At 41.8% G+C, this 22,035-nt stretch carries 24 protein-coding genes; 13 read left to right on the top strand and 11 right to left on the bottom strand.

The features are described 5' to 3' along the window. Positions 1-10: 10 nt before the first annotated feature. From GWK08_RS12835 to GWK08_RS12815, 5 genes are all read left to right on the top strand, one after another. Positions 11-688: a hypothetical protein gene (locus tag GWK08_RS12835; RefSeq protein ID WP_204336066.1), complete on the top strand. Its 678-nt coding sequence runs from the start codon at positions 11-13 to the stop codon at positions 686-688. Positions 689-730: 42 nt separating this feature from the next. Beyond that, positions 731-1,750, top strand: coding sequence for a phenylalanine--tRNA ligase subunit alpha (gene pheS / locus GWK08_RS12830; protein WP_163607621.1), 1,020 nt, complete (start codon positions 731-733; stop codon positions 1,748-1,750). Positions 1,751-1,772: 22 nt separating this feature from the next. Beyond that, positions 1,773-2,168 (top strand): hypothetical protein, encoded by a 396-nt coding sequence (locus tag GWK08_RS12825; RefSeq protein ID WP_163607620.1) that lies wholly within the window; start codon positions 1,773-1,775, stop codon positions 2,166-2,168. Positions 2,169-2,446: 278 nt separating this feature from the next. Then, complete coding sequence (pbpC, locus tag GWK08_RS12820; RefSeq protein ID WP_163607618.1) at positions 2,447-4,792, top strand: penicillin-binding protein 1C; 2,346 nt, start codon at positions 2,447-2,449, stop codon at positions 4,790-4,792. A gap of 43 nt (positions 4,793-4,835) precedes the next feature. After that, positions 4,836-5,288, top strand: a complete 453-nt coding sequence (locus tag GWK08_RS12815) for a hypothetical protein (RefSeq protein WP_163607617.1) — start codon at positions 4,836-4,838, stop codon at positions 5,286-5,288. A gap of 28 nt (positions 5,289-5,316) precedes the next feature. Here GWK08_RS12815 and GWK08_RS12810 read toward each other — a convergent pair whose 3' ends face one another. The 6 genes from GWK08_RS12810 to GWK08_RS12785 form a co-directional block, all read right to left on the bottom strand. Then, a complete protein-coding gene (locus GWK08_RS12810) occupies positions 5,317-5,601 on the bottom strand; it encodes a hypothetical protein (protein ID WP_163607616.1) in 285 nt (94 codons plus the stop codon). Positions 5,602-5,713: 112 nt separating this feature from the next. Then, positions 5,714-6,217, bottom strand: coding sequence for a YciI family protein (locus GWK08_RS12805; RefSeq protein WP_163607615.1), 504 nt, complete (start codon positions 6,215-6,217; stop codon positions 5,714-5,716). A 12-nt stretch (positions 6,218-6,229) separates the two neighbouring features. Next, complete coding sequence (locus tag GWK08_RS12800; protein ID WP_163607614.1) at positions 6,230-7,165, bottom strand: TolB-like translocation protein; 936 nt, start codon at positions 7,163-7,165, stop codon at positions 6,230-6,232. Next, positions 7,156-7,563, bottom strand: a complete 408-nt coding sequence (locus GWK08_RS12795; RefSeq protein WP_163607613.1) for a DUF1761 domain-containing protein — start codon at positions 7,561-7,563, stop codon at positions 7,156-7,158. The genes GWK08_RS12800 and GWK08_RS12795 overlap by 10 nt, the downstream gene beginning before the upstream one ends. A 66-nt stretch (positions 7,564-7,629) precedes the next feature. After that, positions 7,630-8,448 carry a helix-turn-helix domain-containing protein gene (locus tag GWK08_RS12790; protein ID WP_163607612.1) on the bottom strand — a complete coding sequence of 273 codons (819 nt, stop codon included), beginning with the start codon at positions 8,446-8,448 and terminating at the stop codon, positions 7,630-7,632. A gap of 42 nt (positions 8,449-8,490) precedes the next feature. Then, a complete protein-coding gene (locus GWK08_RS12785) occupies positions 8,491-8,958 on the bottom strand; it encodes a CYTH domain-containing protein (RefSeq protein ID WP_163607611.1) in 468 nt (155 codons plus the stop codon). A 105-nt stretch (positions 8,959-9,063) separates the two neighbouring features. On the opposite strand from GWK08_RS12785, the gene dinB reads away from it, so the two are divergent. The 3 genes from dinB to GWK08_RS12770 all read left to right on the top strand — a co-directional run bounded on the left by dinB (position 9,064) and on the right by GWK08_RS12770 (position 12,919). Next, positions 9,064-10,173: a DNA polymerase IV gene (gene dinB / locus GWK08_RS12780; RefSeq protein WP_163607610.1), complete on the top strand. Its 1,110-nt coding sequence runs from the start codon at positions 9,064-9,066 to the stop codon at positions 10,171-10,173. 300 nt (positions 10,174-10,473) lie between these two features. Continuing rightward, positions 10,474-10,986: a PAS domain-containing protein gene (locus tag GWK08_RS12775; protein ID WP_163607609.1), complete on the top strand. Its 513-nt coding sequence runs from the start codon at positions 10,474-10,476 to the stop codon at positions 10,984-10,986. A 175-nt stretch (positions 10,987-11,161) separates the two neighbouring features. Then, positions 11,162-12,919, top strand: a complete 1,758-nt coding sequence (locus GWK08_RS12770) for a serine hydrolase (protein WP_163607608.1) — start codon at positions 11,162-11,164, stop codon at positions 12,917-12,919. A gap of 55 nt (positions 12,920-12,974) precedes the next feature. On the opposite strand, the gene pyk is transcribed toward GWK08_RS12770, so the two are convergent. From pyk to GWK08_RS12745, 5 genes are all read right to left on the bottom strand, one after another. Further along, positions 12,975-14,417 (bottom strand): pyruvate kinase, encoded by a 1,443-nt coding sequence (pyk, locus tag GWK08_RS12765; protein WP_163607607.1) that lies wholly within the window; start codon positions 14,415-14,417, stop codon positions 12,975-12,977. A gap of 3 nt (positions 14,418-14,420) precedes the next feature. Beyond that, positions 14,421-14,888, bottom strand: coding sequence for an IPExxxVDY family protein (locus GWK08_RS12760; RefSeq protein ID WP_163607606.1), 468 nt, complete (start codon positions 14,886-14,888; stop codon positions 14,421-14,423). 114 nt (positions 14,889-15,002) lie between these two features. Further along, the gene (gene rnc, locus GWK08_RS12755; protein WP_163607605.1) at positions 15,003-15,740 is read right to left on the bottom strand and encodes a ribonuclease III; all 738 of its coding nucleotides are present in this window, start codon (positions 15,738-15,740) and stop codon (positions 15,003-15,005) included. A gap of 8 nt (positions 15,741-15,748) precedes the next feature. Beyond that, positions 15,749-16,999, bottom strand: coding sequence for a beta-ketoacyl-ACP synthase II (fabF, locus tag GWK08_RS12750; RefSeq protein ID WP_163607604.1), 1,251 nt, complete (start codon positions 16,997-16,999; stop codon positions 15,749-15,751). Positions 17,000-17,012: 13 nt separating this feature from the next. Beyond that, positions 17,013-17,246 carry an acyl carrier protein gene (locus GWK08_RS12745; protein ID WP_163607603.1) on the bottom strand — a complete coding sequence of 78 codons (234 nt, stop codon included), beginning with the start codon at positions 17,244-17,246 and terminating at the stop codon, positions 17,013-17,015. A 183-nt stretch (positions 17,247-17,429) separates the two neighbouring features. Between GWK08_RS12745 and purN the strand changes: the two genes are divergently transcribed. The 5 genes from purN to GWK08_RS12720 all read left to right on the top strand — a co-directional run bounded on the left by purN (position 17,430) and on the right by GWK08_RS12720 (position 22,035). After that, the gene (purN, locus tag GWK08_RS12740) at positions 17,430-17,996 is read left to right on the top strand and encodes a phosphoribosylglycinamide formyltransferase (RefSeq protein WP_163607602.1); all 567 of its coding nucleotides are present in this window, start codon (positions 17,430-17,432) and stop codon (positions 17,994-17,996) included. Then, on the top strand, positions 17,989-18,459 hold the full coding sequence (gene rnhA, locus GWK08_RS12735) for a ribonuclease HI (protein ID WP_163607601.1): 471 nt from the start codon (positions 17,989-17,991) through the stop codon (positions 18,457-18,459). The genes purN and rnhA overlap by 8 nt, the downstream gene beginning before the upstream one ends. Before the next feature lie 70 nt (positions 18,460-18,529). Beyond that, positions 18,530-19,126 carry an START domain-containing protein gene (locus GWK08_RS12730; protein WP_239524918.1) on the top strand — a complete coding sequence of 199 codons (597 nt, stop codon included), beginning with the start codon at positions 18,530-18,532 and terminating at the stop codon, positions 19,124-19,126. A gap of 29 nt (positions 19,127-19,155) precedes the next feature. After that, on the top strand, positions 19,156-20,082 hold the full coding sequence (locus GWK08_RS12725; RefSeq protein WP_163607600.1) for a PfkB family carbohydrate kinase: 927 nt from the start codon (positions 19,156-19,158) through the stop codon (positions 20,080-20,082). 51 nt (positions 20,083-20,133) lie between these two features. After that, positions 20,134-22,035, top strand: coding sequence for an amidophosphoribosyltransferase (locus tag GWK08_RS12720; RefSeq protein ID WP_163607599.1), 1,902 nt, complete (start codon positions 20,134-20,136; stop codon positions 22,033-22,035).

The raw sequence follows: 22,035 nt of genomic DNA, 5'->3' as shown, positions 1-22,035 counted from the left end.
CGGACAGATAATGATTCTTAAATTTCCAAATGACAGCGGCCCCATTTACAGAGAAACTATAGAAGGTAGATTAGTTGCCGAACCCTGGAATACGGCCAGCAATCTTATATTCCTTGCCATTGTACTGTATTGGTCCTTCAGGATCTATAAAGATGTCCGGCATCACGGTTTTCTGGCTTTCAGCCTGCCTGTTCTCCTCATTGGTTATATAGGAGGCACCATCTACCACGCCAGCAGAAGTCATGAAGTATGGCTGCTGATGGATTGGGTACCTATCGTGCTTTTATGCCTGGCGGTTTCATTCTACTTTTTTCTAAAGCTAAAGATAAGACCACAATATATTACCATGGTTATTGCCTTTCCTTTCCTGGTATCTTTTTCGGCAGATCAGCTTCCTATCATGTCCTTTCTGAAAAATATAATCGGTTACGGAACCCTAGCGCTGGCTATTTTATTTCCTCTTTTCCGCTATCTCTATCTTCAGAAATGGAAGAACAAGCATCTGATCTTTCTCGCATTGAGTAGCTTTGTCATTGCTCTCTCTTTCAGGAGTATCGATCTCTTTATAGATACCTCTGTTTTCTACATGGGAACACACTGGTTATGGCATTTATTTGGGGGAATTGCCGTTCATTTTCTGATCTCTTTTATTTTTAAGGACAAAATTGTTGCCCTTCAACAGCACTAATCTGAAGAATTCCTTAAATTTGCCCTTCAAAAATTTTTTGTGATGATTGATAAGATCAAGGAACATATTGCTGAAGTTGAGCAATTTAATGCAGACAACAAGGAAGCCATTGAAGCATTCAGGATTAAGTATTTGGGGAGAAGAGGTCTTCTAAATGACTTTTTTGCCGAATTCAAGAATGTACCTAATGAGCAGAAGAAGGAGTTTGGTCAGGTTATCAATCAGCTAAAAACAGCAGCTAACGAAAAAGTTAGCAGCCTTAATGATGCGCTGGAAAACAAGGCAGATGAAAAGGGAATCTACGGAGATCTTTCAAGGCCGGGAGAGCCTATAGAATTAGGAGCCCGTCATCCGATCTCTATTGTAAAGAACCAGATCATCGATATTTTCTCGAGAATAGGCTTCAATGTTTCGGAAGGTCCTGAAATAGAAGATGACTGGCATAACTTTACTGCCCTTAATTTACCGGAATACCATCCGGCAAGGGATATGCAGGATACCTTCTTTATTCAGACCGATCCCGATATACTGCTAAGAACACATACCTCTTCCGTACAGGTACGATATATGGAAGAGAACAAACCGCCTATCAGGACCATTTCTCCGGGAAGGGTGTACAGAAATGAGGCTATTTCCGCCCGCTCACACTGCTTTTTCCACCAGGTGGAAGGTCTTTATATAGATAAGGATGTTTCCTTTGCCGATCTGAAGCAAACCCTTCAGTATTTCACCACGGAGATGTTCGGTAAATCGAAGATCAGACTTCGCCCTTCTTATTTCCCGTTTACGGAGCCCAGTGCCGAAGTAGATGTATATTGGGGGCTGGAAACAGAAACCGATTATAAGATGACCAAGGGAACCGGATGGCTGGAGATCATGGGATGTGGAATGGTAGATCCTAACGTTCTTGAGAATTGCGGGATCGACTCCAAGGAATACTCCGGATTTGCATTTGGAATGGGAATAGACAGGATTGCCCTGCTTCTGTATCAGATCTCCGATATCAGGATGTTCAGTGAAAATGATATCCGCTTCCTGGAGCAATTTAAATCGGCTTTATAATTATCTTTTAAAATCAGATTGAGTGAAAAAGGATATTGAAATTCCCGTTGTTAATGATGTTTATGTAGCGGTGGTACACGAATGGAATGAGGAATTCCTGTCGAAAGACTGGAACGCCTATATCATTAACGACAGGGATACACCTATCGAAACCGTACTGATCGTCTCTAAAGGTTATGATTCAGATATAAAGACCTCGACCATGAGGCACGGTATCGGGAAGGTTGAAGCAAAATCCTTCGAAAAAATAGAGCTGATGCAGGAAGATGTACTAAAACTAAACAATGAGTTTTATGTTACTTTTTTTGCTGATGACAAGCTCTATGAAAAGAAATATATCTTCAGAAAAAACACTATCAACGAACGCGCCCTTCGGGAAATTCCGGTTATGGAAGTAGAAGGAGTGTTGGTAAAGTGATTTTGGTTTTAGCTCTTAGCAGTTAGTTGTTAGCTATTAGCTTCTAATATCTCTGGTTTTGGGATTGTAAGATTGCTTCACTTTGTTCGCAATGACTTTTTGTAGTGTCATCGCGATTCCGATAAGCATCGGAAGAAGCGATCCTATTATAAAAAGGACTAAGCCCCCAAAACCGGAAATCATAATATTCCTTTAAAAATCTTATCCCGGATATCCCAAGTCTCATATCTAACTCGTATTTTAGATAAAAGCAATAATTTCAGGCTTCCAATATTCAGGTGAACCACATTTTTTCCTATATCAAAAAACATAGAGTAAAGTCGATATTGATCGTGAGCCTGCTTATTGCCTATTACTTCTGCCTGCCTAAACAGTTGTTTAACGACCCCACTTCTACGGTTATTGAAACAGAGGACGGACAATTACTCGGAGCTCAGATAGCAGAGGACGGACAATGGCGCTTTCCCAAATCTGATAGTATCCCTGAAAAGTTCAGGCAATGCATCATTCATTTTGAAGACGAGTATTTTTATCGACATCCCGGTTTTAACCCGATTTCCATTGCCAGGGCCTTAAGGGAAAACGTCAGGGCCGGAAAAACAGTTCGCGGGGGAAGTACCCTCACTCAGCAGATGATCCGGCTTTCCAGAAAAGGAAAAAAGAGAACCTATTTTGAAAAAGTCATAGAACTCATACAGGCTACCCGGGCAGAGTTACGTTATTCCAAAGAAGAGATCCTCAGGCTTTATACTTCCTATGCCCCTTTCGGAGGAAACGTAGTAGGCCTGGACGTGGCAGCCTGGCGGTATTTCGGACTCCGTCCTGATCAGCTTTCCTGGGCCGAAAGTGCTACCCTGGCGGTATTACCCAATGCTCCCAGCCTTATCTATCCCGGAAAAAACCAGGAGCGCCTGCTTCAGAAACGAAATAGGCTCCTTCAAAAACTCCTGGGAAAAGAGGTCATAGATTCGCTTACCTATCAGCTTTCCATTCAGGAACCCCTGCCTCAAAAACCTTTTCCATTACCCCGTATGGCACCGCATTTTTTGCAGCAGCTTAGTAAAACGGAAAAAGGGAAACGGCATCGTACCACATTGGATGCGGAGCTTCAGCAGAATGTAAATAATATCCTGAGCCAGCATTACGAGCAACTCAAACAAAACCAGATCCATAATGCTGCTGTGCTCGTTATAGATGTTCACAACAGGAATGTCCTGGCGTATGTCGGGAACACCCAAACTGATAAGGATCATCAGAAAGATGTAAATAATATCAATGCAGCCCGAAGTACCGGAAGTGTTCTGAAGCCTTTTCTGTATGCCGCTATGCTGGATGCGGGAGAGCTATTACCCGATCAGCTGGTGGCCGATGTACCAACTCAGATTGCCGGTTACAGCCCTCAGAACTTCGAAGAGGAATACGACGGGGCTGTCAAATCAAAAAGAGCATTAGCCCGCTCGCTAAATGTTCCCGCAGTGCGTTTGCTCAGGTCCTACGGACTTGAACGCTTCAGGGATCAGCTTAAGGCTTTTCGGATTGAAGATCTTAACAAGTCGGCAGATCATTACGGCCTGAGCCTTATCCTGGGCGGAGCCGAAGCTAGTTTATGGGACCTCTGTAAGACCTATGCCTCCCTGGCTTCTACCCTAAACCATTATACCGAAAGTTCCAGTGAGTATTTTAATAATGAGTTTACCGAGCCCAACTTTCTTGCAGGACATAAACCGGATTTCGGGAATAAAACCACAGAAAAAACACTGCTGGATGCAGGCAGTATCTACCTGACCTTCGAGGCCATGAAAGAAGTAAACCGGCCGGAGGGAAATGAGGCCTGGGAATTTTTCGATTCTTCCAGGGAGATCGCATGGAAAACAGGCACAAGTTTCGGGAACAGGGATGCCTGGGCCATTGGTCTTACCAGAGATTATGTGGTAGGTGTATGGGTGGGAAATGCAGATGGTGAAGGCAGGCCGAAACTTACGGGGCTTAGTAGTGCTGCACCTGTATTGTTTGACGTGTTTGACGTACTTCCCAGATCGGAGTGGTTTGCAGTTCCCTACGACGAATTAACCGAAGCTGAAGTTTGCCGGAACAGCGGTTTCCTGGCCACTTCTATCTGCCCTAAAACCAATACCCTTATTCCGATAGCAGGAACCCGAAGCTGTGCCTGCCCGTATCACCGGCTTATACATCTGGACAGTCAGCAACAGTACAGGGTAAACTCTTCCTGTGAGGAGGTTTCCAATATACAGGAAGAATCCTGGTTTGTTCTGCCTCCTCTGATGGAATACTACTTCAGGAATAAAAATGCTGCATACCGCAGCTTACCTCCTTTCCGCAGCGATTGCTATAATGAAGGTGATATCAGCATGGATTTTATCTATCCCAAGGAAAACGGGAGAATAAGCCTTTCCAAAGATTTTAACGGGCAAGTAAATCCCCTGGTACTTCGCATTGCCCATTCCAAGCCCGAGACTGCAGTTTTCTGGTATCTGGATCAGCAATTTATCGGACAGACCACAACTTTTCACGAACTGGAAGTACTTCCCGAAAAAGGAAAACACCTTATTACCGTACTGGACGAACTTGGAAATGAGCTTACGAGAAATATTGAGATTGAATAAGCAACCTTTCCGGAGAGCCTGCATCTCGTAATAAAGCAATCCGATGAAAAAAATAAGCCTTCTACTCTGCCTCTTTCTCTTTATTTCATGTGATAATTCCGATGATTTAGACTGCGCTCTGATAAGTTTTGCCCCTCAGTTATTCTTTATTGAACTGGTAGATGATCAGGGCAATAACCTTATTGAGAACGGAACCTATGTCCGTGAAGACATTGAGGTTTTCTTTAACGATTTTAACGTTGGGGGAGCTACCGGGCCTGAAGACACTTCTTTTGAAAACCTGATATTTCTCACGCTAATGGGTGAGAGCGGAGATAATGAATTCAGAATTGAATTAAGCGATACCGAAACCGATATCCTGAATCTAAACCTCACAGTAGAACCCGGAATATGTGGGGTCTCAATTTTTACTGCCGTATCGGCCACCTATAACGGAGAGGTTCAGAATATTGAAGAAATTGTAATCGAGCTGCAGAAAATTACCGTCATAAAATAAAACCCGACTGTATTGCCGGGAAAAATAGTTAATAGACGTATAAAATACGCTCCAGAGGGATAATGGTAGACTGTTTAAGGATCACGGCCCTGTCGGTTACTCCCCAGATAGTGGTCTCTACTTTTTTAAAGCCTTCGTTATCGACGAACAGGATCCTGACTTTCTGATGCTCCAGGTTCCCGAGACTCATAGCTCTTTTTATATCGAGGCATCTGTTATGCTGGTCCTTCTTGGAAGCCAGTACCTCCTCATGAGGAAAATTAAGAAACTTTATTTGTTCTTTGTCGATAGTTTGTACACTGCTACTTTTCATAATATTACTTGTTTTTATATTAATTGAGTAGCGGCTCCACTGAGGAAATTACACCCGTAACTTCTGTTTTAACTAAAATTCTCAGCTTTTTAACACCTTTTCGGGAGATCTCTTAACGCAACGGAAAGCCTTTTGCTGCCCACCACGGATGGATCTCAATAACCAGTCTTCCGGCTTTTACCATAGGGTCCATATTGGCCAGGCTATCTGCCATTTGCTGAGTTGGAGTGTTGTAGATAGTAATACCCCTTATATCTCCGTCATCCCCAAAAGGACCGGAAATATCGGCATAACCTTCTTCATACATACGGCCCAAATGTGCCAGGTGAAGCCTTTGTAAACTATCGGCTTCCTCCTTACTTTGAGAACGATTGGGTCCACGTTTAAGGAAAGCGATAAAGTACTGCTGCATCAGGAAGGTATCTTTGGTTTTTTCATCTACATAATCAAAGATCTGATATCCTTTTTCGGTAAGCTCCTTTTTTAAAGCTTCTACAGATGGTTTTGTTTCCTCAATCTCAACGATCTCGGTTTTGTTTGACTCCTCTTCCTGTTTTTGCTGATTCCCGCAGGAAAGAAGAAAAAGTGCCGAAAGAAAAAATACTGTTCTTTTCATTAGTTTATAGTTTTAATGCGATTTTACAAATACCGGAGCATACTGCTCAATGCTATCTCTGCTCAACTGAATAAGAGTTCCGTTTGCCTGCTGCATAAAGAGTTCATAACCGTCCCTGTTATTCATCGATGCTTCAAAGATAAGAGTTCCGTCGGGGAGCCAGTCATGAAATACCTGGTTGTTCTCTGTTGGCGATACAGCTGTCATTCCGTTTCCTTCTTCATCTATTTCATAAATATCGTAATTCCCGTTTCTCCTGGAAGCAAAAGTGATCTTCCCGTCTGCCCTCCATCGGGGTGCCCCCGCCTGATATCCGGACCATGCAGTCAGGCTGTCCTTTTCAGGATAAAAGGTAATTTGCCTGGGCCTGTTATCACTGAGTTTCATCACATAAAGTTCGTCGGAAAAACCCGGTTCCAGAGCTGAGCTTTTATTTGCCCCGCGGAAAACAATGCTCTTTCCATCGGGAGAAAAAGCCGGGGAGTTTACATAGGGAAGTTCAATCCTAATTCGCTCAAGGATATTTCCTTTCAGATCGATAATATAAAAAGAAGCATCTTCAGCTTCCTTGGGTCTTACGATAAACTCTGTGCCTCTCTTCCTGCTGGAAAACCAGCTATCTGCCAGTTTAAAATCGGTTATTCTCTTTACGTTCCCGCCGTCTGCATCCATTTCATAGAGATATAAACATCGCTGGCATTCGTTTCTGTCGGAGAGAAAGTATATTTTGTCTTCATAGGCGTAATACACCCAGTCTACCGCTTTATTGTTACTGATATTCTTTTGGTTTTTACCATCGGTATCCATGATATAGATCTCATAATCGCCTGCCTCTTCGTCTTCAAGTACATTATAGGCAATTCTATAATTTTCCTGTTGCCCGCATCCGCATAGCAGAAGAAGAGCGAAGAACAAAATGAATCCGATTGCTTTAGTTCTTATCTCCATATCCCTAATATAAATCCAATTAGTGAAAAATAAAAAACAATATAACCTCCGTTAATCAGGATATACCTCCAGGACTTGAGTTCAAACAAAGCTATAACGGCAAAGATGGTCGCAGCCCACCCGAAGCCGGTCAGGAATCCAGCTGTAAGGCCCCATTTCCAGTCGGTAGTTGCATCGCCAAGGAAAAAAGCCATATTGTACGAGATTATCAGGGAAAGCAGGAAGCTTATGGTGTACATTTTTCCAAAATTAAGTCCTTTAAAGTGGTCATCGGTGAGGTTATTTTCCTTTTTCCAGGCCTTATAGAAAAGTACCGGAGAATACCAAACGGCTCCCACAAGAAGGTTTGCTGCAGCACAGGCCAGTACCGCAAAATGGTTGATCGTTATATTTTCCATAGTTCTGACTTTTGATTAGATAGCAACAAAAGAACTGATTTACCATCAGAACCCATTGTAAAAAATTTACTTTAGGGGAACATAGTTCCTGTAATCGCCCTGATCTGTGATATATTTTTTAGGATTGAGTCCGGAGAATGCCTGAAAATCCCGAATAAAATGTGCCTGATCAAAATACCCGCAGGAAGCAGCCACCATGGCCCATTCTATTTGTTTTTCACCGTAGATCATCTCCAGTATCTCATTAAAGCGGACGATCCTGTGATATTGTTTAGGACTGAGGCCCACGTACTTTTTAAACAAATGGATAAACTGTTTTTGGGAATAGCCCGATCTTTCTGCAATGTCCTTAAGATTGACTTCAGAAGGTGTTTCCCGGATCTGCTGCACGAGCTGCGGGATCACATCTCCGGAAAATACCACTTCTTTCCTGGCCGATAACAGCCATTCTTCCATACGTTTGAACTTAACCTCCGGTTTGCTTTCACTTTTTAACTCTTCTCTTAAACTGAGGATATCTTCACCAAAAACAAGTTCGGCATCCACCACCTTATTGCTGAATTCATGAAGAGGGGTATTGACAAAAGGAAAGCTCCCTTCTGCCTTAAAGGTAACTACCATCATTTCGGCATCTATTCCGGAGCTAATGGTCAGGTATTCGGTATGCATTCCGGAAAACCAGGCTCTTTCGCATTTTTGTTTTTCTTCCAGGTTAAGATTATCGTAGATGTATTTCGGCTCATCCTGCAGATCGACAACCAGGTTGAGGGTCCCGTCGGGAAGGAAGCGGTCTTTGGTATGCGAAGGACGATGCCCTTTGTGATACACCATTTCCTTTATATAATCGGAAAGCGGAAGATCCGGCTGCCAGACTTTATAGATCATTTGATGGTATTATTCTCTTTTAAAGTTAACTAAAATAGTTGCTTACCATTTACCGAACGGAAGTTTACTGAGCTGTGAATTGTAATATTTGGTCTGGCCGGTTACTTCTTCTCCCAGCCAGTCGGGCCGGGGAAAATCCTCTTCCTCCGAAGAAAGTTCTATCTCGGCAATGACCAGGCCCTTGTTCTCTCCTAAAAACTCATCAACCTCAAAAACAAAATTACCTGTTTTCACCTCATAACGTATCTTATCGATCATTCCCGGAAGGCACAGTTTCAGTAACTGTTCCGCTTCGTTTTTCGGGATTTCCCTTTCCCATTCAAACCTGCTGGTCCCACTGATATTAGACTTTCCTTTAACGGTGATAAAGCCTTTATCTCCTTTAAGCCTGATCCGGACCGTCCTCAAAGGGTCTGTGCTTAAAAAGCCCTGTTGGATACGTATTCCTGCCGGGCATTCCTTTTTGTATGCATCGGATTTTATCAGAAACTTTCGCTCTATTTCTATCATAAGCAGCTGGAAAAATTCAACCCTTAAAAATACTGAAATTTAAAACGGAATAACAATTGCGGCACTGTATTCCTAAAAGACACAAACATTAATTAATTTTACAGGATGGAGTCCGGTTTTTCTTTACGTAAAATTATTCATGTAGATATGGATGCGTTCTACGCTTCCGTAGAGCAGATGGATAATCCGGAACTCAAGGGAAAACCCCTCGCTGTGGGTGGAGGAGAAATACGCGGAGTAGTTTCTGCTGCGAGTTATGAAGCGAGGAAATTCGGGGTAAGGAGTGCCATGAGCGGTGCCCTGGCAAAGAAGCGATGCCCCGACCTGATATTCGTTCCTCCCCGTTTTGACCGCTACCGGGAGATCTCCAAAAAAGTCCGCGCCATTTTCTATGATTACACCGACCTGGTAGAACCCCTTTCCCTGGATGAAGCTTATCTGGATGTGACAGAGAATAAAAAAGGAAATCCTTCGGCAACACTTATTGCCCGGGAGATCAGGCAGCGGATCCTAGAGGAGGTAGGACTTACGGCCTCTGCCGGGATCTCCGTTAATAAATTCATCGCCAAGGTAGCCAGCGATTACAATAAACCCAACGGACAGAAAACTGTAAACCCAGAAGAAGTCCCGGAGTTCCTTGAGAGCCTCGAAATACGAAAGTTTTATGGGGTAGGGAAGGTAACAGCAGAGAAAATGTTTAAACTGGGCATCTTTACCGGGCAGGACCTGAAGGCCAAAAGCCTGGAATTCCTGGAAGCGCAATTCGGAAAGAGCGGGGTCTTTTACTACGACGTGGTAAGGGGTATTCACAGAAGTGAGGTAAAGCCCAACCGCGCCCCGAAATCGGTTGCTGCCGAACGCACCTTTAGCGATAATCTGACCAGTGAAGTGTTTATGATGGAAAAGCTTGAAAAGATCGCAAGCGAATTGGCAAGGCGACTGGAGCGACATCAGATATCGGGTAAGACCATTACCCTGAAGATCAAATACAGCGATTTTACCCTGCAAACACGAAGTAAGACCCTTAATTATTTTATCTCCGATAAAAGCCTTATCCTGGAAACCGCAAGGGAACTTCTATACCAGGAAAAAATGCAGAACTCTGTTAGATTGCTTGGGATCTCCCTGGCCAATCTCAATACCGGAGGAGATGAAGACAAGGAAAGCCCGGATGAGGAAAAAACGGTTTCCGTACAGTTAAAGTTTGATTTTTAATTCTGCTCATTACATAAATTATTAAGCCACCTCCCTAAAGAGATGGCTTGTTTAAGCCGACCTATCGGCAATCGGATTTTAATACAAAGCCAGCCTACTGGCATCGGATGATAATCTCAAATGTACAAAATTGAAATAAAATTCCCACTTTTTTGAAAAAGCTCTTTAATCAGTGTTTAACTTTCCTAACAGCAAAAACTCTCTTAAAAACTTTTTGTTAAACAAAAGCGTTAATAATATTCATCTTACAGAATAAACTCTTAGTTTAGTGAATAAATTAAGCCTGAACATTTTTATCTGATGAGTGAATTAAAGACCTACGACGAGGCAGCCGGCAAATTCTATACAAGGAAAAAATATCAATACCTCCCCCTGCTTTCCTGGGATATTTACAGCGAAGCCTATACTAAATTTGCAGAACTTTCCAGTGATCTTAATCACCTTAACGGGCTTTCCAAAAGCTGGAAAATAAAATGGGATTTTAAAAAGGAGCTCTACGAAAGGGAAAGGATCATCATCCTTACCGATCCATCCCGCGAGATCGTGTACACCTCCTATAATGTTTCCGAGCTCAACGGATATAAACGCGAAGAACTCATCGGCAGATCTCCGAAGATCTTTCAGGGAGAAGGAACCGATAAGGGCACGATAGCATATATAAAGGAAGCCATACAGGAAGAAAAGCCATTCGACGTTAAGTTGCTTAATTATAAAAAAGACGGCACGCCCTACACCTGCCATATTGAAGCTTATCCTGTTCATAACAAAAAGGGAAAACTCATCAATTTTATCGCCTTTGAGAGGGCAGCTTAAAGCATCCCGAAACTTTCAATGTATCTTTAAAATCAAATCGATTACATTTGTTATAGACGAAAGAAAACTGTGCCCAGCCCTGTAATAGCTGTAAATGACAGATAGGTGACACTTAAATGTCGTAAAAAAACCAGAAGATAGATCATACCTTTATTCCGATCAAAAAATCAGTTTAATGGAAAATCAATTAATTGGAAAGAACCTGGTTTATCAACGTAAACTTAAAGGTTATAGCCAGGAAGAATTATCGGAAAAGACCCAGGTTACCATACGCACTATACAGCGTATTGAAAAGGGAGAAGTAAATCCGCATTTACAAACGGTAAAATTACTCGCTTCGGCCCTTGAAATCGAGATAGACGATCTGTTGGGCCTGGAAGATCCGAAGGAGGAATCCATTCAAAAAAAATGGCTTTTACTGATACATGGTACTCCCATTATCGGTCTTATTATTCCCTTTTGTAATGTTCTGTTCCCTCTTTTTTTATGGATACACAAAAGAGAAGACAACAGCTTATACGACAGGCATGGAAGAGCTGTTGTTAATTTTCAGATCAGTATGACCATTCTATTTGTTCTTTCTCTTATTGGCCTGGTCACTATTCCCGGGCTTGGCTTTTTTATGTTTATTGTCGTATTTCCGTATGCTGCTATAGTTACCATTCTTAATTTAATATATGCGATCAACCATCAGAAGTGTTTTTATCCGCTGGCATTCCCGTTTCTGAGAAAGAAGAAAATATTAAACAAAGCAGGGGTGCTGATCTTTCTGGCACTAAGTCTCAACAGCTGTGTTTCCTCAGACCCTCAGGCACACATTACCCGTTTGGATGGATCTGTGATCACGATTGATTCCCTTAATGCGAAGATTGAACAGCTTATGCACGATGGCAAGGTGCATGGAATGGCAGTTAGCATTTTCGACGATAAGGAAATAAGGTTTCAAAAGAATTTCGGGTATAAGAACTATGAAAAAAAGCTGGCATTGACCGATTCGACAAATATGTACGGAGCTTCTCTTAGCAAGGCTGTTTTTTCTGTACTTGTAATGAAACTGGTAGAAGAAAACATCATTGATCTGGACACTCCTCTGGAATCGTACCTCCCTAAAAAGATCTATGAATACCAACCCCAAACCAGGTGGCATGATGACTTTTCTACTTTAAAGGAAGATTCTTTATATCATAAAATTACGGCTCGTATGTGTCTCGACCATACCACCGGTTTCAATAACTGGAGGTGGTTTGAGCCTGATCATAAACTACGGGTGCATTTTGAGCCCGGAAGCAGGTATAGTTATTCGGGAGAAGGTTTTGTGTATTTACAGGTAGTTCTTGAGAAAATACTCAACAGATCACTCGAAGACCTGGCTCAGGAAAAAATATTCGCTCCTTTGGGGATGACCCGTTCAAGCTATCAGTGGAATACCTCCTTTGAAAAGGATTTTGCCTATGGGCATACGACTATAGGTAATTTGCACTCCAAGGATACTGATAATGAACCCAGGAGTGGCAGCACTTTGGAAACGACTTCCGAAGATTACACTAAATTTCTGCAAGCTGTCTTTCAGCAGAAGATCATCAGCAAAGAATCCTGGGAAGAGGTGTTCCGGCCTCAAATTAGGATACGTTCTATAAAACAATTCGGGCCATTGGCGCAGAAGGACTCTACCTTAAATGACAAGGTTAAATTGAGTTACGGACTGGGCTGGGGCTTGCTTGAAACTCCATACGGGCCAGCTGCCTTTAAAGAAGGGCACGGAGATGGCTTTCAGCATTATTCCATTGTCTTCCCTCGCGCCGGAAAAGGTATTTTAATAATGACCAATAGCGATAACGGAGAAGGTATTTTTAAAGAATTACTAGAAGTTACTATCGCCGACACTTTTACCCCATGGGAATGGGAAAATTATACTCCCTATCATAAAAAATAAAATAAAAAAAGAGGTTGCCATCAGACAACCTCTCTTTTATTTATGTTCTATCTTCTTAAAAGGTACAGTTTTCTATTTCGGTAACTCTCAGGGTATTTACCATTCCTTTTGCCTGAATAGGCATGGCTGCAAGACTTACCAGCATATCGCCTACATCCAGAAAACCTTTCTGGCAGGCAATACGGTTCACATCTTCTATCGTTTCATCAGTACTTACAAACTTGTCGTAATAAAAGGCTTTTACTCCCCATAAGAGACTTAGCTGAGTAAGAATACGTTTGTTGGATGTAAACACCAAGATGTGTGCGCTGGGCCTCCAGGCCGAGATCTGAAAAGCGGTATATCCACTATTGGTAAGGGTTGAAATTGCCTTTGCCTTGATCTCATTGGCCATCAGAGCGGCATGGTAACACACCGATTTGGTGATATATCTTTTGGTCCTGATATGAGGAGGTTCCTGCGGAACTTTTATCAGGGAAGAATGCTCAACGCTTTCTATAATACTTGCCATACGCTCTATAACCTGAACCGGGTAGCTTCCTACCGAAGTCTCTCCGGAAAGCATCACTGCGTCTGCTCCGTCCATTACGGAATTAGCAACATCATTCACCTCAGCACGGGAAGGTGTAAGACTGGTAATCATACTCTCCATCATCTGGGTAGCAATGATCACCGGAATACGTGCTTTTTTGGCTCTTAGTACCAATTGTTTCTGAATAAGCGGTACCTCCTGTGCAGGAACTTCCACTCCAAGGTCTCCCCTGGCTACCATAAGTCCGTCGCAATAGGCAACGATCTTATCTATATTTTCTACCGCTTCGGGTTTTTCGATCTTGGCAATGATCGGGATCTTGTGCTCCGAATGTTCCTTTACCAGTTTCTGAAGCGCCATAAGGTCCTGGCTGTGCCTTACAAAAGACAGGGCAATCCAGTCTACTTTCTGCTCTATGGCAAAAATGGCATCTTTAACATCTTTTTCGGTCAGTGCGGGTAATGAGATATCCGTATTCGGCAGGTTTACTCCCTTTTTCGATCTTAGTGGCCCGCCCTGTAATACCTTGGCTTTTACCTCCGATTCTCCGTCGGTGGTTACTACCTCAAAGATAAGTTTTCCGTCATCCAGCAATATTTTCTCTCCGGCCTTTACATCTTTGGGGAAAGCAGAGTAGTTCATATAAACACGCTCAGAATTTCCTTTGAATTCCTCACCTGTAACAAAGGTGATCTCGTCTCCTACATTCACCACGGTCTCCTCAGACATTACCCCTACACGGAGCTTTGGCCCCTGGAGGTCGGCAAGGATAGCTGCATTTTGCCCCAATTCCTCATTCAGGGAGCGGATCATATCTATACGTTCTATTACATCGTCATAATTTGCATGGGAAAAATTAATGCGAAATACATTCGCCCCGGCCTCGATCATATTCCTCAGGATTTCCTTTTTGCTGGTTGAGGGTCCGAGTGTTGCAACAATTTTCGTCTTCTTTCTATTGGGCATTCCTTAAAAAATTAAATTGTTCTTAGATTTTAGTTGGTTTGGGTCTAACATATATGCTGTGGTTACCTGGGAGATCTTCTTGATCTTCTCCAGGGTATCTCCTGTCTTTGTGAAATTATCTTCGTTAGATATCTTCAAAAAGTAATCTACATTCTTATGTTCCGGTATCAAATAATTAGTAACCGTTGCGGTATTGCTCTCAAATAAACCTATTGCCGTATCCGTTTCAACTTCAGTAACAGAAGTATTTGAGATCAGGCTCCATTCGGTATCCAGGTAAATATCTTCCCATTCAAAAAGCGAATAGGATGCCTGGTTATCGAAATCTATACTATATCTGGCTTTCTGGAACTTAGCTTTTAAATACAAATTTAAAAAATAGGCCAAGCGGTAATCTTCCAAATAACTATGGATGGCGATCAGGGTGTAATTGGGTTGATAAAAATCATCTAATATTCTGTGAATAGCCATATAATTTTACATGGAAATGTAAATATAGGGCACTACAGCACACTAAACAACTTTTAACTCTTTGTTTAATAATAATTTAAATACGAAAACGATTTAGTAATCTTCCGTTGCTTTTTATTTGATCTCTATATGCTCCTGAAGTACATAATATGCCCTTTTGGAAGCTCTTTCTTCCGCCTTTTTCTTTGAAGTTGCACGGGCCTTGGCGATTACTTTTCCGTCCAGTGAAAGCTTAACGGCAAAATGTTTAACGGGGTCATTTCCGTTATCCTCATAGACCTCAAAATTAAAGGTCCTTTTTTCTTTTTGACTCCATTCTATCAGCAGGCTCTTATAGCTGATGATCTTACCTTCCAGTTTTTCAATATCTATATAAGGAATGATCACTCTTTTCCTGATAAACTTCGCACAGTAGTTATATCCTCTGTCCAGGAAAATGGCCCCTACGAGGGCTTCAAACATATTTCCGTGAATATTATCTCCGAAGTTCTTCTTGGGGATCTTGCTTTCCAGGTAGGTAATAAGACCCAGGTCTTTTCCCAGCTCGTTCAGATGTTCTCTACTTACTACCTTAGACCTCATTTTTGTAAGGTATCCTTCATCTCCGGAGGGTACCTGTTTAAAAAGATAATTGGAGATCACTGCACTCAGCATCGCATCTCCCAGAAACTCCAATCGTTCATAATTTAAGGAATTTCCATCATTATCCTTTTTATTCATGGACCGATGCGTAAAGGCTTTTCTGTAAAAGTAGAGTTCTTTAGGCTGAAACCCGAGTATTTTTTTGAGTAACAAAAAAAAATTCCCGTCATCATCTGAACGGGAATTTAATATTTTGTGAATGAGACTCATTCAATAAATTAATCTATTTTTTTAAATAGAACACAAGCGTTGTGTCCTCCAAATCCGAAAGTATTGCTCATAGCAACTTTAACTTCTCTGCGTTGAGCTTTGTTTAAGGTAAGGTTTAACGAGCTATCAATATTCTCATCAACCGTACTATGATTTATAGTCGGGGGAACAATACCGTGTTCCATAGCTAAGATAGAAGCGATCGCTTCGACTGCACCGGCAGCTCCAAGCAAATGTCCTGTCATAGATTTGGTAGAATTGATATTAATATTTTTTGTGTGCTCTCCAAAAACTTTAGTGATCGCTTTCAATTCGGCAACATCTCCTAAAGGAGTGGATGTTCCGTGTGTGTTTATAGCGTCTACATCTTTTGGTTCCAAACCAGCATCTCTTAAACAATTAAGCATTACGCGCTCAACACCAACACCGTCGGGGTGAGGGGCAGTCATATGATGTGCATCACTTGACATACCTCCACCGATAACTTCGGCATATATTTTGGCTCCTCTTGCTTTAGCGTGCTCGTACTCTTCCAGAATGAGTCCCCCTGCACCTTCTCCCAGAACGAAACCATCTCTTGTGGCGTCGAAAGGTCTGGATGCTGTTTCAGGATCGTCATTTCTTGTAGAGAGCGCATGCATGGCGTTAAATCCACCTATTCCTGCCTGGGTCACTGCTGCTTCACTTCCTCCTGTTACTACAACATCGCAATGTCCTAAACGAATATAGTTTAGTGCATCTATCATAGCATTTGCAGAGGAGGCACAAGCCGACACCGTGGTATAATTAGGTCCCATAAAACCGTGCTTGATAGAGATATTACCCGGGGCAATATCGGCAATCATTTTAGGGATAAAGAACGGATTAAATCTAGGGGTCCCATCGCCTTCGGCGAAGTTAACCACTTCATCCTGGAAGGTTTGTAACCCTCCAATTCCAGCTCCCCAAATAACACCAACCCTGAACTTGTCTACTTTGTCAAGGTCGATATTAGCATCTTCTATGGCTTCTCCGGCCGAAATTAAAGCATATTGCGCAAATCTGTCTAGTTTACGAGCTTCCTTTCTGTCAAAAAAATCGGTAGGATTATAGTTTTTGACTTCGCAAGCGAATTTGGTTTTGAATTTTTCGGTGTCAAAATAGGTAATAGGCGCACAACCGCTTTTACCATTCACCAATCCGTCCCAATATTCTGAAATATTGTTACCGATGGGTGTTAAGGCACCAAGACCAGTGACTACAACTCGCTTTAATTCCATAAAGTATATTTACTTATTTTGCTTCTTCAATATATTTAGTCGCTTGACCAACTGTAGCGATATTTTCAGCTTGATCATCTGGAATTTGAATATCGAATTCTTTTTCGAACTCCATAATTAATTCTACAGTGTCTAACGAATCTGCTCCTAAATCATTTGTGAAGCTTGCTTCCGGCACTACTTCGTTTTCATCAACACCTAATTTGTCTACGATAATCGCCTTTACTCTTGATGCAATGTCTGACATAATTTTTTGTTTTTAAATTTAAAATTGTTGGCAAAAATAAAAAACTTTGAATTAAAACAACATTTTAGTTTCAAAATGTGCTTGTAATTTACTAAAAATAACTGCAAGTAATTTGTTTTTGCTTTCACTTTATTAATAATTATTCTTTTTTTTGCTCTTTGCAACAGATTCTAGAAAGATAAGATGAAACGTATAGTCATTTTTGCATCGGGCTCAGGAACAAATGCCGAAAATATTATTGAATATTTTAAGGAAAAAGAACATATTTCTGTTGCCATGGTCCTTTCTAATAAAAGGGAAGCCAAGGTACTCGACCGTGCGGAAAGACATAAGATCAGTTCCCTTTCCTTTAACAGGACCGCTTTTCTGAAAAACGATCATATTAAAGAACTACTCAAAAGCCTTAATCCGGATCTTATTGTTCTGGCCGGTTTTCTGTGGAAGTTCCCGGAATCGATCATTGCCGAGTTCCCGGACAGGATCGTTAATATTCACCCGGCATTGCTTCCCAAATACGGAGGCAAAGGCATGTACGGGATGAACGTTCACAAAGCAGTGGTGGAAAACGGAGAAAAAGAAACCGGGATCAGTATACATTATGTAAATGAGAATTACGACGAAGGCGCCATTATCTTTCAGGCCAGGACAGAAGTACTTCCTTCGGATTCCCCCGAAGAAGTGGCTGCCAAGGTCCACCAACTGGAATACGAGCATTTTCCCGTGATCCTTGAAAACCTGCTTCATGAATAATTTTGATGTACATATATATACGGATGGTGCCTGCAGGGGAAACCCGGGGCCAGGCGGATATGGTATTGTAATGGAATGGGTGGGTCAGCCCTATGTGAAGGAATTCTCAAAAGGCTACCGCTTAACCACCAATAACAGGATGGAACTACTGGCCGTTATTGTGGCGCTCAAAAAACTTAAAAAGAACAATACAAGGGTAAAGGTCTTTTCGGATTCCAAATATATAGTAGATGCGGTAGAAAAAGGCTGGGTATTTAATTGGGAACGGACTGCTTTTAAGGGGAAGAAAAATGAAGACCTCTGGAAGCTATTCCTCAAAGAGTACAGAAAACACAAGGTAACGCTTCACTGGATAAAGGGTCATAACCAGCATCCGCAGAACGAACGATGCGATCGTCTGGCCGTTATGGCTTCTCAAAAAGATAAACTAAGCCCCGATAAAGGTTTTGAACTTTCAGAATGACTTTAACACACTCAGAAAGAGATTGGTATTAATTTTGCTAGATTTACACAAAAAATTTCCCCCTGATGCTATGAAAAAGGGATTCTTTCTTTTCTTTATGATCTGCGGTATACTTCAGGTATATTCTCAGAACTGGAACCTTAAAAGAGATAAAAAAGGTATAAAGGTCTATACCCGCAAACTCGACTCTTCTAAGATTAACGAATACAAAGCCGTTATGCTGGTAGACAGCAAAGTGGAAAATGTTCTTAATACGATTACCGACGGAGATAATTTGTGGAAATGGAATTACAAAACTCCCGAGAGTAAAAAATTAAAGACCATTTCGAATACAGAATATATCTTCTGGATGAAAAACGACCTTCCGTGGCCCTTAAAAAACAGGGACAATGTTTCACATATTAATGTAATTCCGTTAAATGGAGGAGGATACAGGATAGATATCAACCCCGACAGGTCCGGGATCCTGCCGCCCAAAGACAATACTATAAGGATAGTGAACTTTAAAGGTTACTGGCTTATCGAGCCCGTAGGCAGGCTTGTTAAAGTTACGCAACAGCTATACGGAGACCCGGGAGGGAGTCTGCCTTCATGGCTGTTAAATTCTATGCTTGTGGCCGCTCCTTACCATACTTTTTTAGATTTAAAGCGACTTCTTGAAAACTAAGCTTATATTTGCAAAAAATTTAAAGGTGAATGAGTAAATTATTAATTGTCGGAACGGTTGCATTCGATGCTATTGAAACCCCCTTTGGTAAGACAGATAAAATACTGGGAGGTGCAGGGACTTACATTGGTCTTTCGGCAGCACAGTTTAATGTGAGGTCTTCAATCGTTTCTGTTGTGGGAGATGATTTTCCGGGATCTTATCTGGAAATGTTAGAGAATAACAACATAGATATTTCAGGAATAGAGGTTGTAGAAGGAGGAAAGACCTTTTTCTGGAGCGGAAAATATCACAACGATCTAAATTCCAGAGATACCCTGGATACACAATTGAATGTTCTGGCCGATTTTAATCCGGTTGTTCCCGAAGATTTTAAAGATGCGGAAGTCCTGATGCTGGGAAATTTACATCCTTCTATACAGATAGATGTAATTAAGCAGATGGAAAGACGACCAAAACTCATCATTTTAGATACGATGAATTTCTGGATGGACAATACCTGGGATGAATTGATGGAGGTGATCTCTATGGTTGATGTCATTACTATTAATGATGAAGAAGCCAGACAGCTTACCAAAGAGTATTCTCTGGTTAAAGCTGCTCAGAAGATTCACGAGATAGGACCTAAATATGTAGTGATAAAAAAGGGTGAGCACGGAGCCTTGTTGTTCAATGACCACAACATTTTCTTTGCCCCCGCTCTTCCGTTGGAGGAAGTATTCGATCCTACAGGTGCGGGCGATACCTTTGCAGGTGGCTTTGCAGGTTACCTGACGAAATCGGGAGACATCTCTTTTGAGAATATGAAGAACGCAATTATCTGCGGCTCCAATATGGCCTCCTTCTGCGTCGAGAAATTCGGAACAGAACGCCTGGAGAATGTATCGAAAGCTGAGATCCAGGAGAGATTGAAACAGTTTAAGGAACTAACACAATTTGAAATAGAATTATCATAAAAATACGCCCTGACCAAAAATGTCAGGGTTTTTTATTAATTATTACAACGCATGAGCGACGCAATTAAACACGAATGCGGAATTGCCTTGATAAGGTTACTAAAGCCGCTTGAGTATTATAAGGAGAAGTACGGAAGTGCATTTTACGGGATCAATAAAATGTACCTCATGATGGAAAAACAGCACAACCGTGGGCAGGATGGTGCTGGCTTTGCCAGTATTAAAATGAATGTGCAACCGGGAGAGCGGTATATTAGCCGTGTGCGTTCTAACCAGTCGCAACCCATACAGGATATTTTCTCTCAGATAAATTCAAGGATCAACTCCGTATTAACGGAAAGCCCGGAATATGTTGATGATGTTGCTGCCCAGAAAAAGAATATCCCTTACCTGGGAGAATTGATGCTCGGACATGTTCGTTACGGAACCTTCGGGAAGAACAGCGTTGAAAGTGTACATCCCTTCCTGAGACAGAACAACTGGATGCACCGGAATCTTATCGTTGCCGGGAATTTTAATATGACCAATGTTAACGAGTTGTTCGACAACCTGATAAAGCTCGGGCAGCATCCGAAGGAAAAGGCAGACACCATTACCGTTATGGAAAAAATAGGTCATTTCCTGGATGATGCGGTGGCAAAGCTCTACAAGCAAATTAAGAACGAAGGTTATAATAAACACGAAGCTTCACCTATTATTGCGGATCGACTCAATGTGGCGAAAATACTCAGAAAGGCAGCCAAGAACTGGGATGGAGGTTATGCAATGGCCGGTCTTCTGGGGCATGGCGATTCTTTTGTACTGAGAGACCCTTCCGGTATTCGCCCGGCCTATTATTACAAAGATGACGAGGTGGTAGTGGTAGCTTCAGAACGCCCGGTAATACAAACAGTCTTTAATGTAGATTATAACGATATTGAAGAGCTGGATCCCGGAAATGCCATCATTATCAAAAAGAACGGAAAGGTAAGCCTGAAAGAGATCTTAACACCACTGGAACGCAAGGCCTGTTCTTTTGAACGTATCTATTTCTCCAGAGGAAGTGATGCAGAGATCTATGAAGAGCGAAAGAAACTGGGAAGTCTTTTACTACCGAAAATATTAGATGCCGTGCAGGACAATGACCTGCAGAACACGGTCTTTTCATATATTCCGAATACGGCAGAGACCTGTTTTTACGGGATGGTAAAGGAGGCTCAGAACTATCTGATCAACAAAAAGGAAGAGCTTATCCTGAAAGAAGGAGCCGAAATAACACGTGAAAAACTTCATCAGATATTAACCCTGAGGCCAAGAATAGAAAAGGTAGCTATAAAGGATGCCAAACTCAGGACCTTTATTACGGAAGACAGCAGCAGGGATGATCTTGTTGCTCACGTTTACGATATTACTTATAAATCTGTAAAACCCACAGACAATCTCGTTATCATAGACGACAGTATTGTAAGGGGAACTACGCTCAGAAAAAGTATTCTGAGAATGCTGGGGAGGTTAAACCCCAAGAACATCATTGTAGTATCTTCTGCGCCACAGATAAAATATCCTGATTGTTACGGGATAGATATGGCAAGGCTTGAAGATCTCATTGCTTTCAGAGCAGCATTAGAACTTCACAAAGAAAGAGGTACTTACAATGTAGTTGAAGAAGTATACAACAAATGTAAATCTCAGCTGGAACTTCAGGATTCTGAAGTCGTGAATTTCGTAAAAGAGATCTATGATCCGTTTAGCGATGAGCAGATTTCCGACAAAATTGCTGAGTTACTGACACCTGAAGATATTGAGTCGGGTGTAAAAATAATTTTCCAATCGGTTGAGGGGCTTCATAAAGCCTGTCCTAAGAACCTGGGAGACTGGTATTTTACGGGTAATTATCCAACCCCGGGAGGGAATCGGGTAGTGAACCGTGCATTTATCAATTTTTACGAAGGAAATAAAGAGCGCGCATACTAA

This window comes from Leptobacterium flavescens (genome assembly GCF_010671605.1).
Lineage (GTDB): Bacteria > Bacteroidota > Bacteroidia > Flavobacteriales > Flavobacteriaceae > Leptobacterium > Leptobacterium flavescens.
This window is presented reverse-complemented; position numbering and strand designations above follow the sequence as displayed.

What these genes read in the sequence shown, in the direction of transcription:
- GWK08_RS12720 (WP_163607599.1), top strand. Translation starts at nt 20,134, where the DNA reads ATGAGCGACGCAATTAAACACGAATGCGGAATTGCCTTGATAAGGTTA.
- GWK08_RS12795 (WP_163607613.1), bottom strand. Translation starts at nt 7,563, where the DNA reads ATGGAAAATATAACGATCAACCATTTTGCGGTACTGGCCTGTGCTGCA.
- GWK08_RS12775 (WP_163607609.1), top strand. Translation starts at nt 10,474, where the DNA reads ATGAGTGAATTAAAGACCTACGACGAGGCAGCCGGCAAATTCTATACA.
- purN (WP_163607602.1), top strand. Translation starts at nt 17,430, where the DNA reads ATGAAACGTATAGTCATTTTTGCATCGGGCTCAGGAACAAATGCCGAA.
- GWK08_RS12835 (WP_204336066.1), top strand. Translation starts at nt 11, where the DNA reads ATGATTCTTAAATTTCCAAATGACAGCGGCCCCATTTACAGAGAAACT.
- GWK08_RS12790 (WP_163607612.1), bottom strand. Translation starts at nt 8,448, where the DNA reads ATGATCTATAAAGTCTGGCAGCCGGATCTTCCGCTTTCCGATTATATA.
- dinB (WP_163607610.1), top strand. Translation starts at nt 9,064, where the DNA reads ATGGAGTCCGGTTTTTCTTTACGTAAAATTATTCATGTAGATATGGAT.
- pyk (WP_163607607.1), bottom strand. Translation starts at nt 14,417, where the DNA reads ATGCCCAATAGAAAGAAGACGAAAATTGTTGCAACACTCGGACCCTCA.
- rnc (WP_163607605.1), bottom strand. Translation starts at nt 15,740, where the DNA reads ATGAGTCTCATTCACAAAATATTAAATTCCCGTTCAGATGATGACGGG.
- GWK08_RS12810 (WP_163607616.1), bottom strand. Translation starts at nt 5,601, where the DNA reads ATGAAAAGTAGCAGTGTACAAACTATCGACAAAGAACAAATAAAGTTT.
- GWK08_RS12730 (WP_239524918.1), top strand. Translation starts at nt 18,530, where the DNA reads ATGAAAAAGGGATTCTTTCTTTTCTTTATGATCTGCGGTATACTTCAG.
- GWK08_RS12815 (WP_163607617.1), top strand. Translation starts at nt 4,836, where the DNA reads ATGAAAAAAATAAGCCTTCTACTCTGCCTCTTTCTCTTTATTTCATGT.
- GWK08_RS12785 (WP_163607611.1), bottom strand. Translation starts at nt 8,958, where the DNA reads ATGATAGAAATAGAGCGAAAGTTTCTGATAAAATCCGATGCATACAAA.
- GWK08_RS12760 (WP_163607606.1), bottom strand. Translation starts at nt 14,888, where the DNA reads ATGGCTATTCACAGAATATTAGATGATTTTTATCAACCCAATTACACC.
- rnhA (WP_163607601.1), top strand. Translation starts at nt 17,989, where the DNA reads ATGAATAATTTTGATGTACATATATATACGGATGGTGCCTGCAGGGGA.
- GWK08_RS12745 (WP_163607603.1), bottom strand. Translation starts at nt 17,246, where the DNA reads ATGTCAGACATTGCATCAAGAGTAAAGGCGATTATCGTAGACAAATTA.
- fabF (WP_163607604.1), bottom strand. Translation starts at nt 16,999, where the DNA reads ATGGAATTAAAGCGAGTTGTAGTCACTGGTCTTGGTGCCTTAACACCC.
- GWK08_RS12800 (WP_163607614.1), bottom strand. Translation starts at nt 7,165, where the DNA reads ATGGAGATAAGAACTAAAGCAATCGGATTCATTTTGTTCTTCGCTCTT.
- pheS (WP_163607621.1), top strand. Translation starts at nt 731, where the DNA reads ATGATTGATAAGATCAAGGAACATATTGCTGAAGTTGAGCAATTTAAT.
- GWK08_RS12770 (WP_163607608.1), top strand. Translation starts at nt 11,162, where the DNA reads ATGGAAAATCAATTAATTGGAAAGAACCTGGTTTATCAACGTAAACTT.
- GWK08_RS12805 (WP_163607615.1), bottom strand. Translation starts at nt 6,217, where the DNA reads ATGAAAAGAACAGTATTTTTTCTTTCGGCACTTTTTCTTCTTTCCTGC.
- GWK08_RS12725 (WP_163607600.1), top strand. Translation starts at nt 19,156, where the DNA reads ATGAGTAAATTATTAATTGTCGGAACGGTTGCATTCGATGCTATTGAA.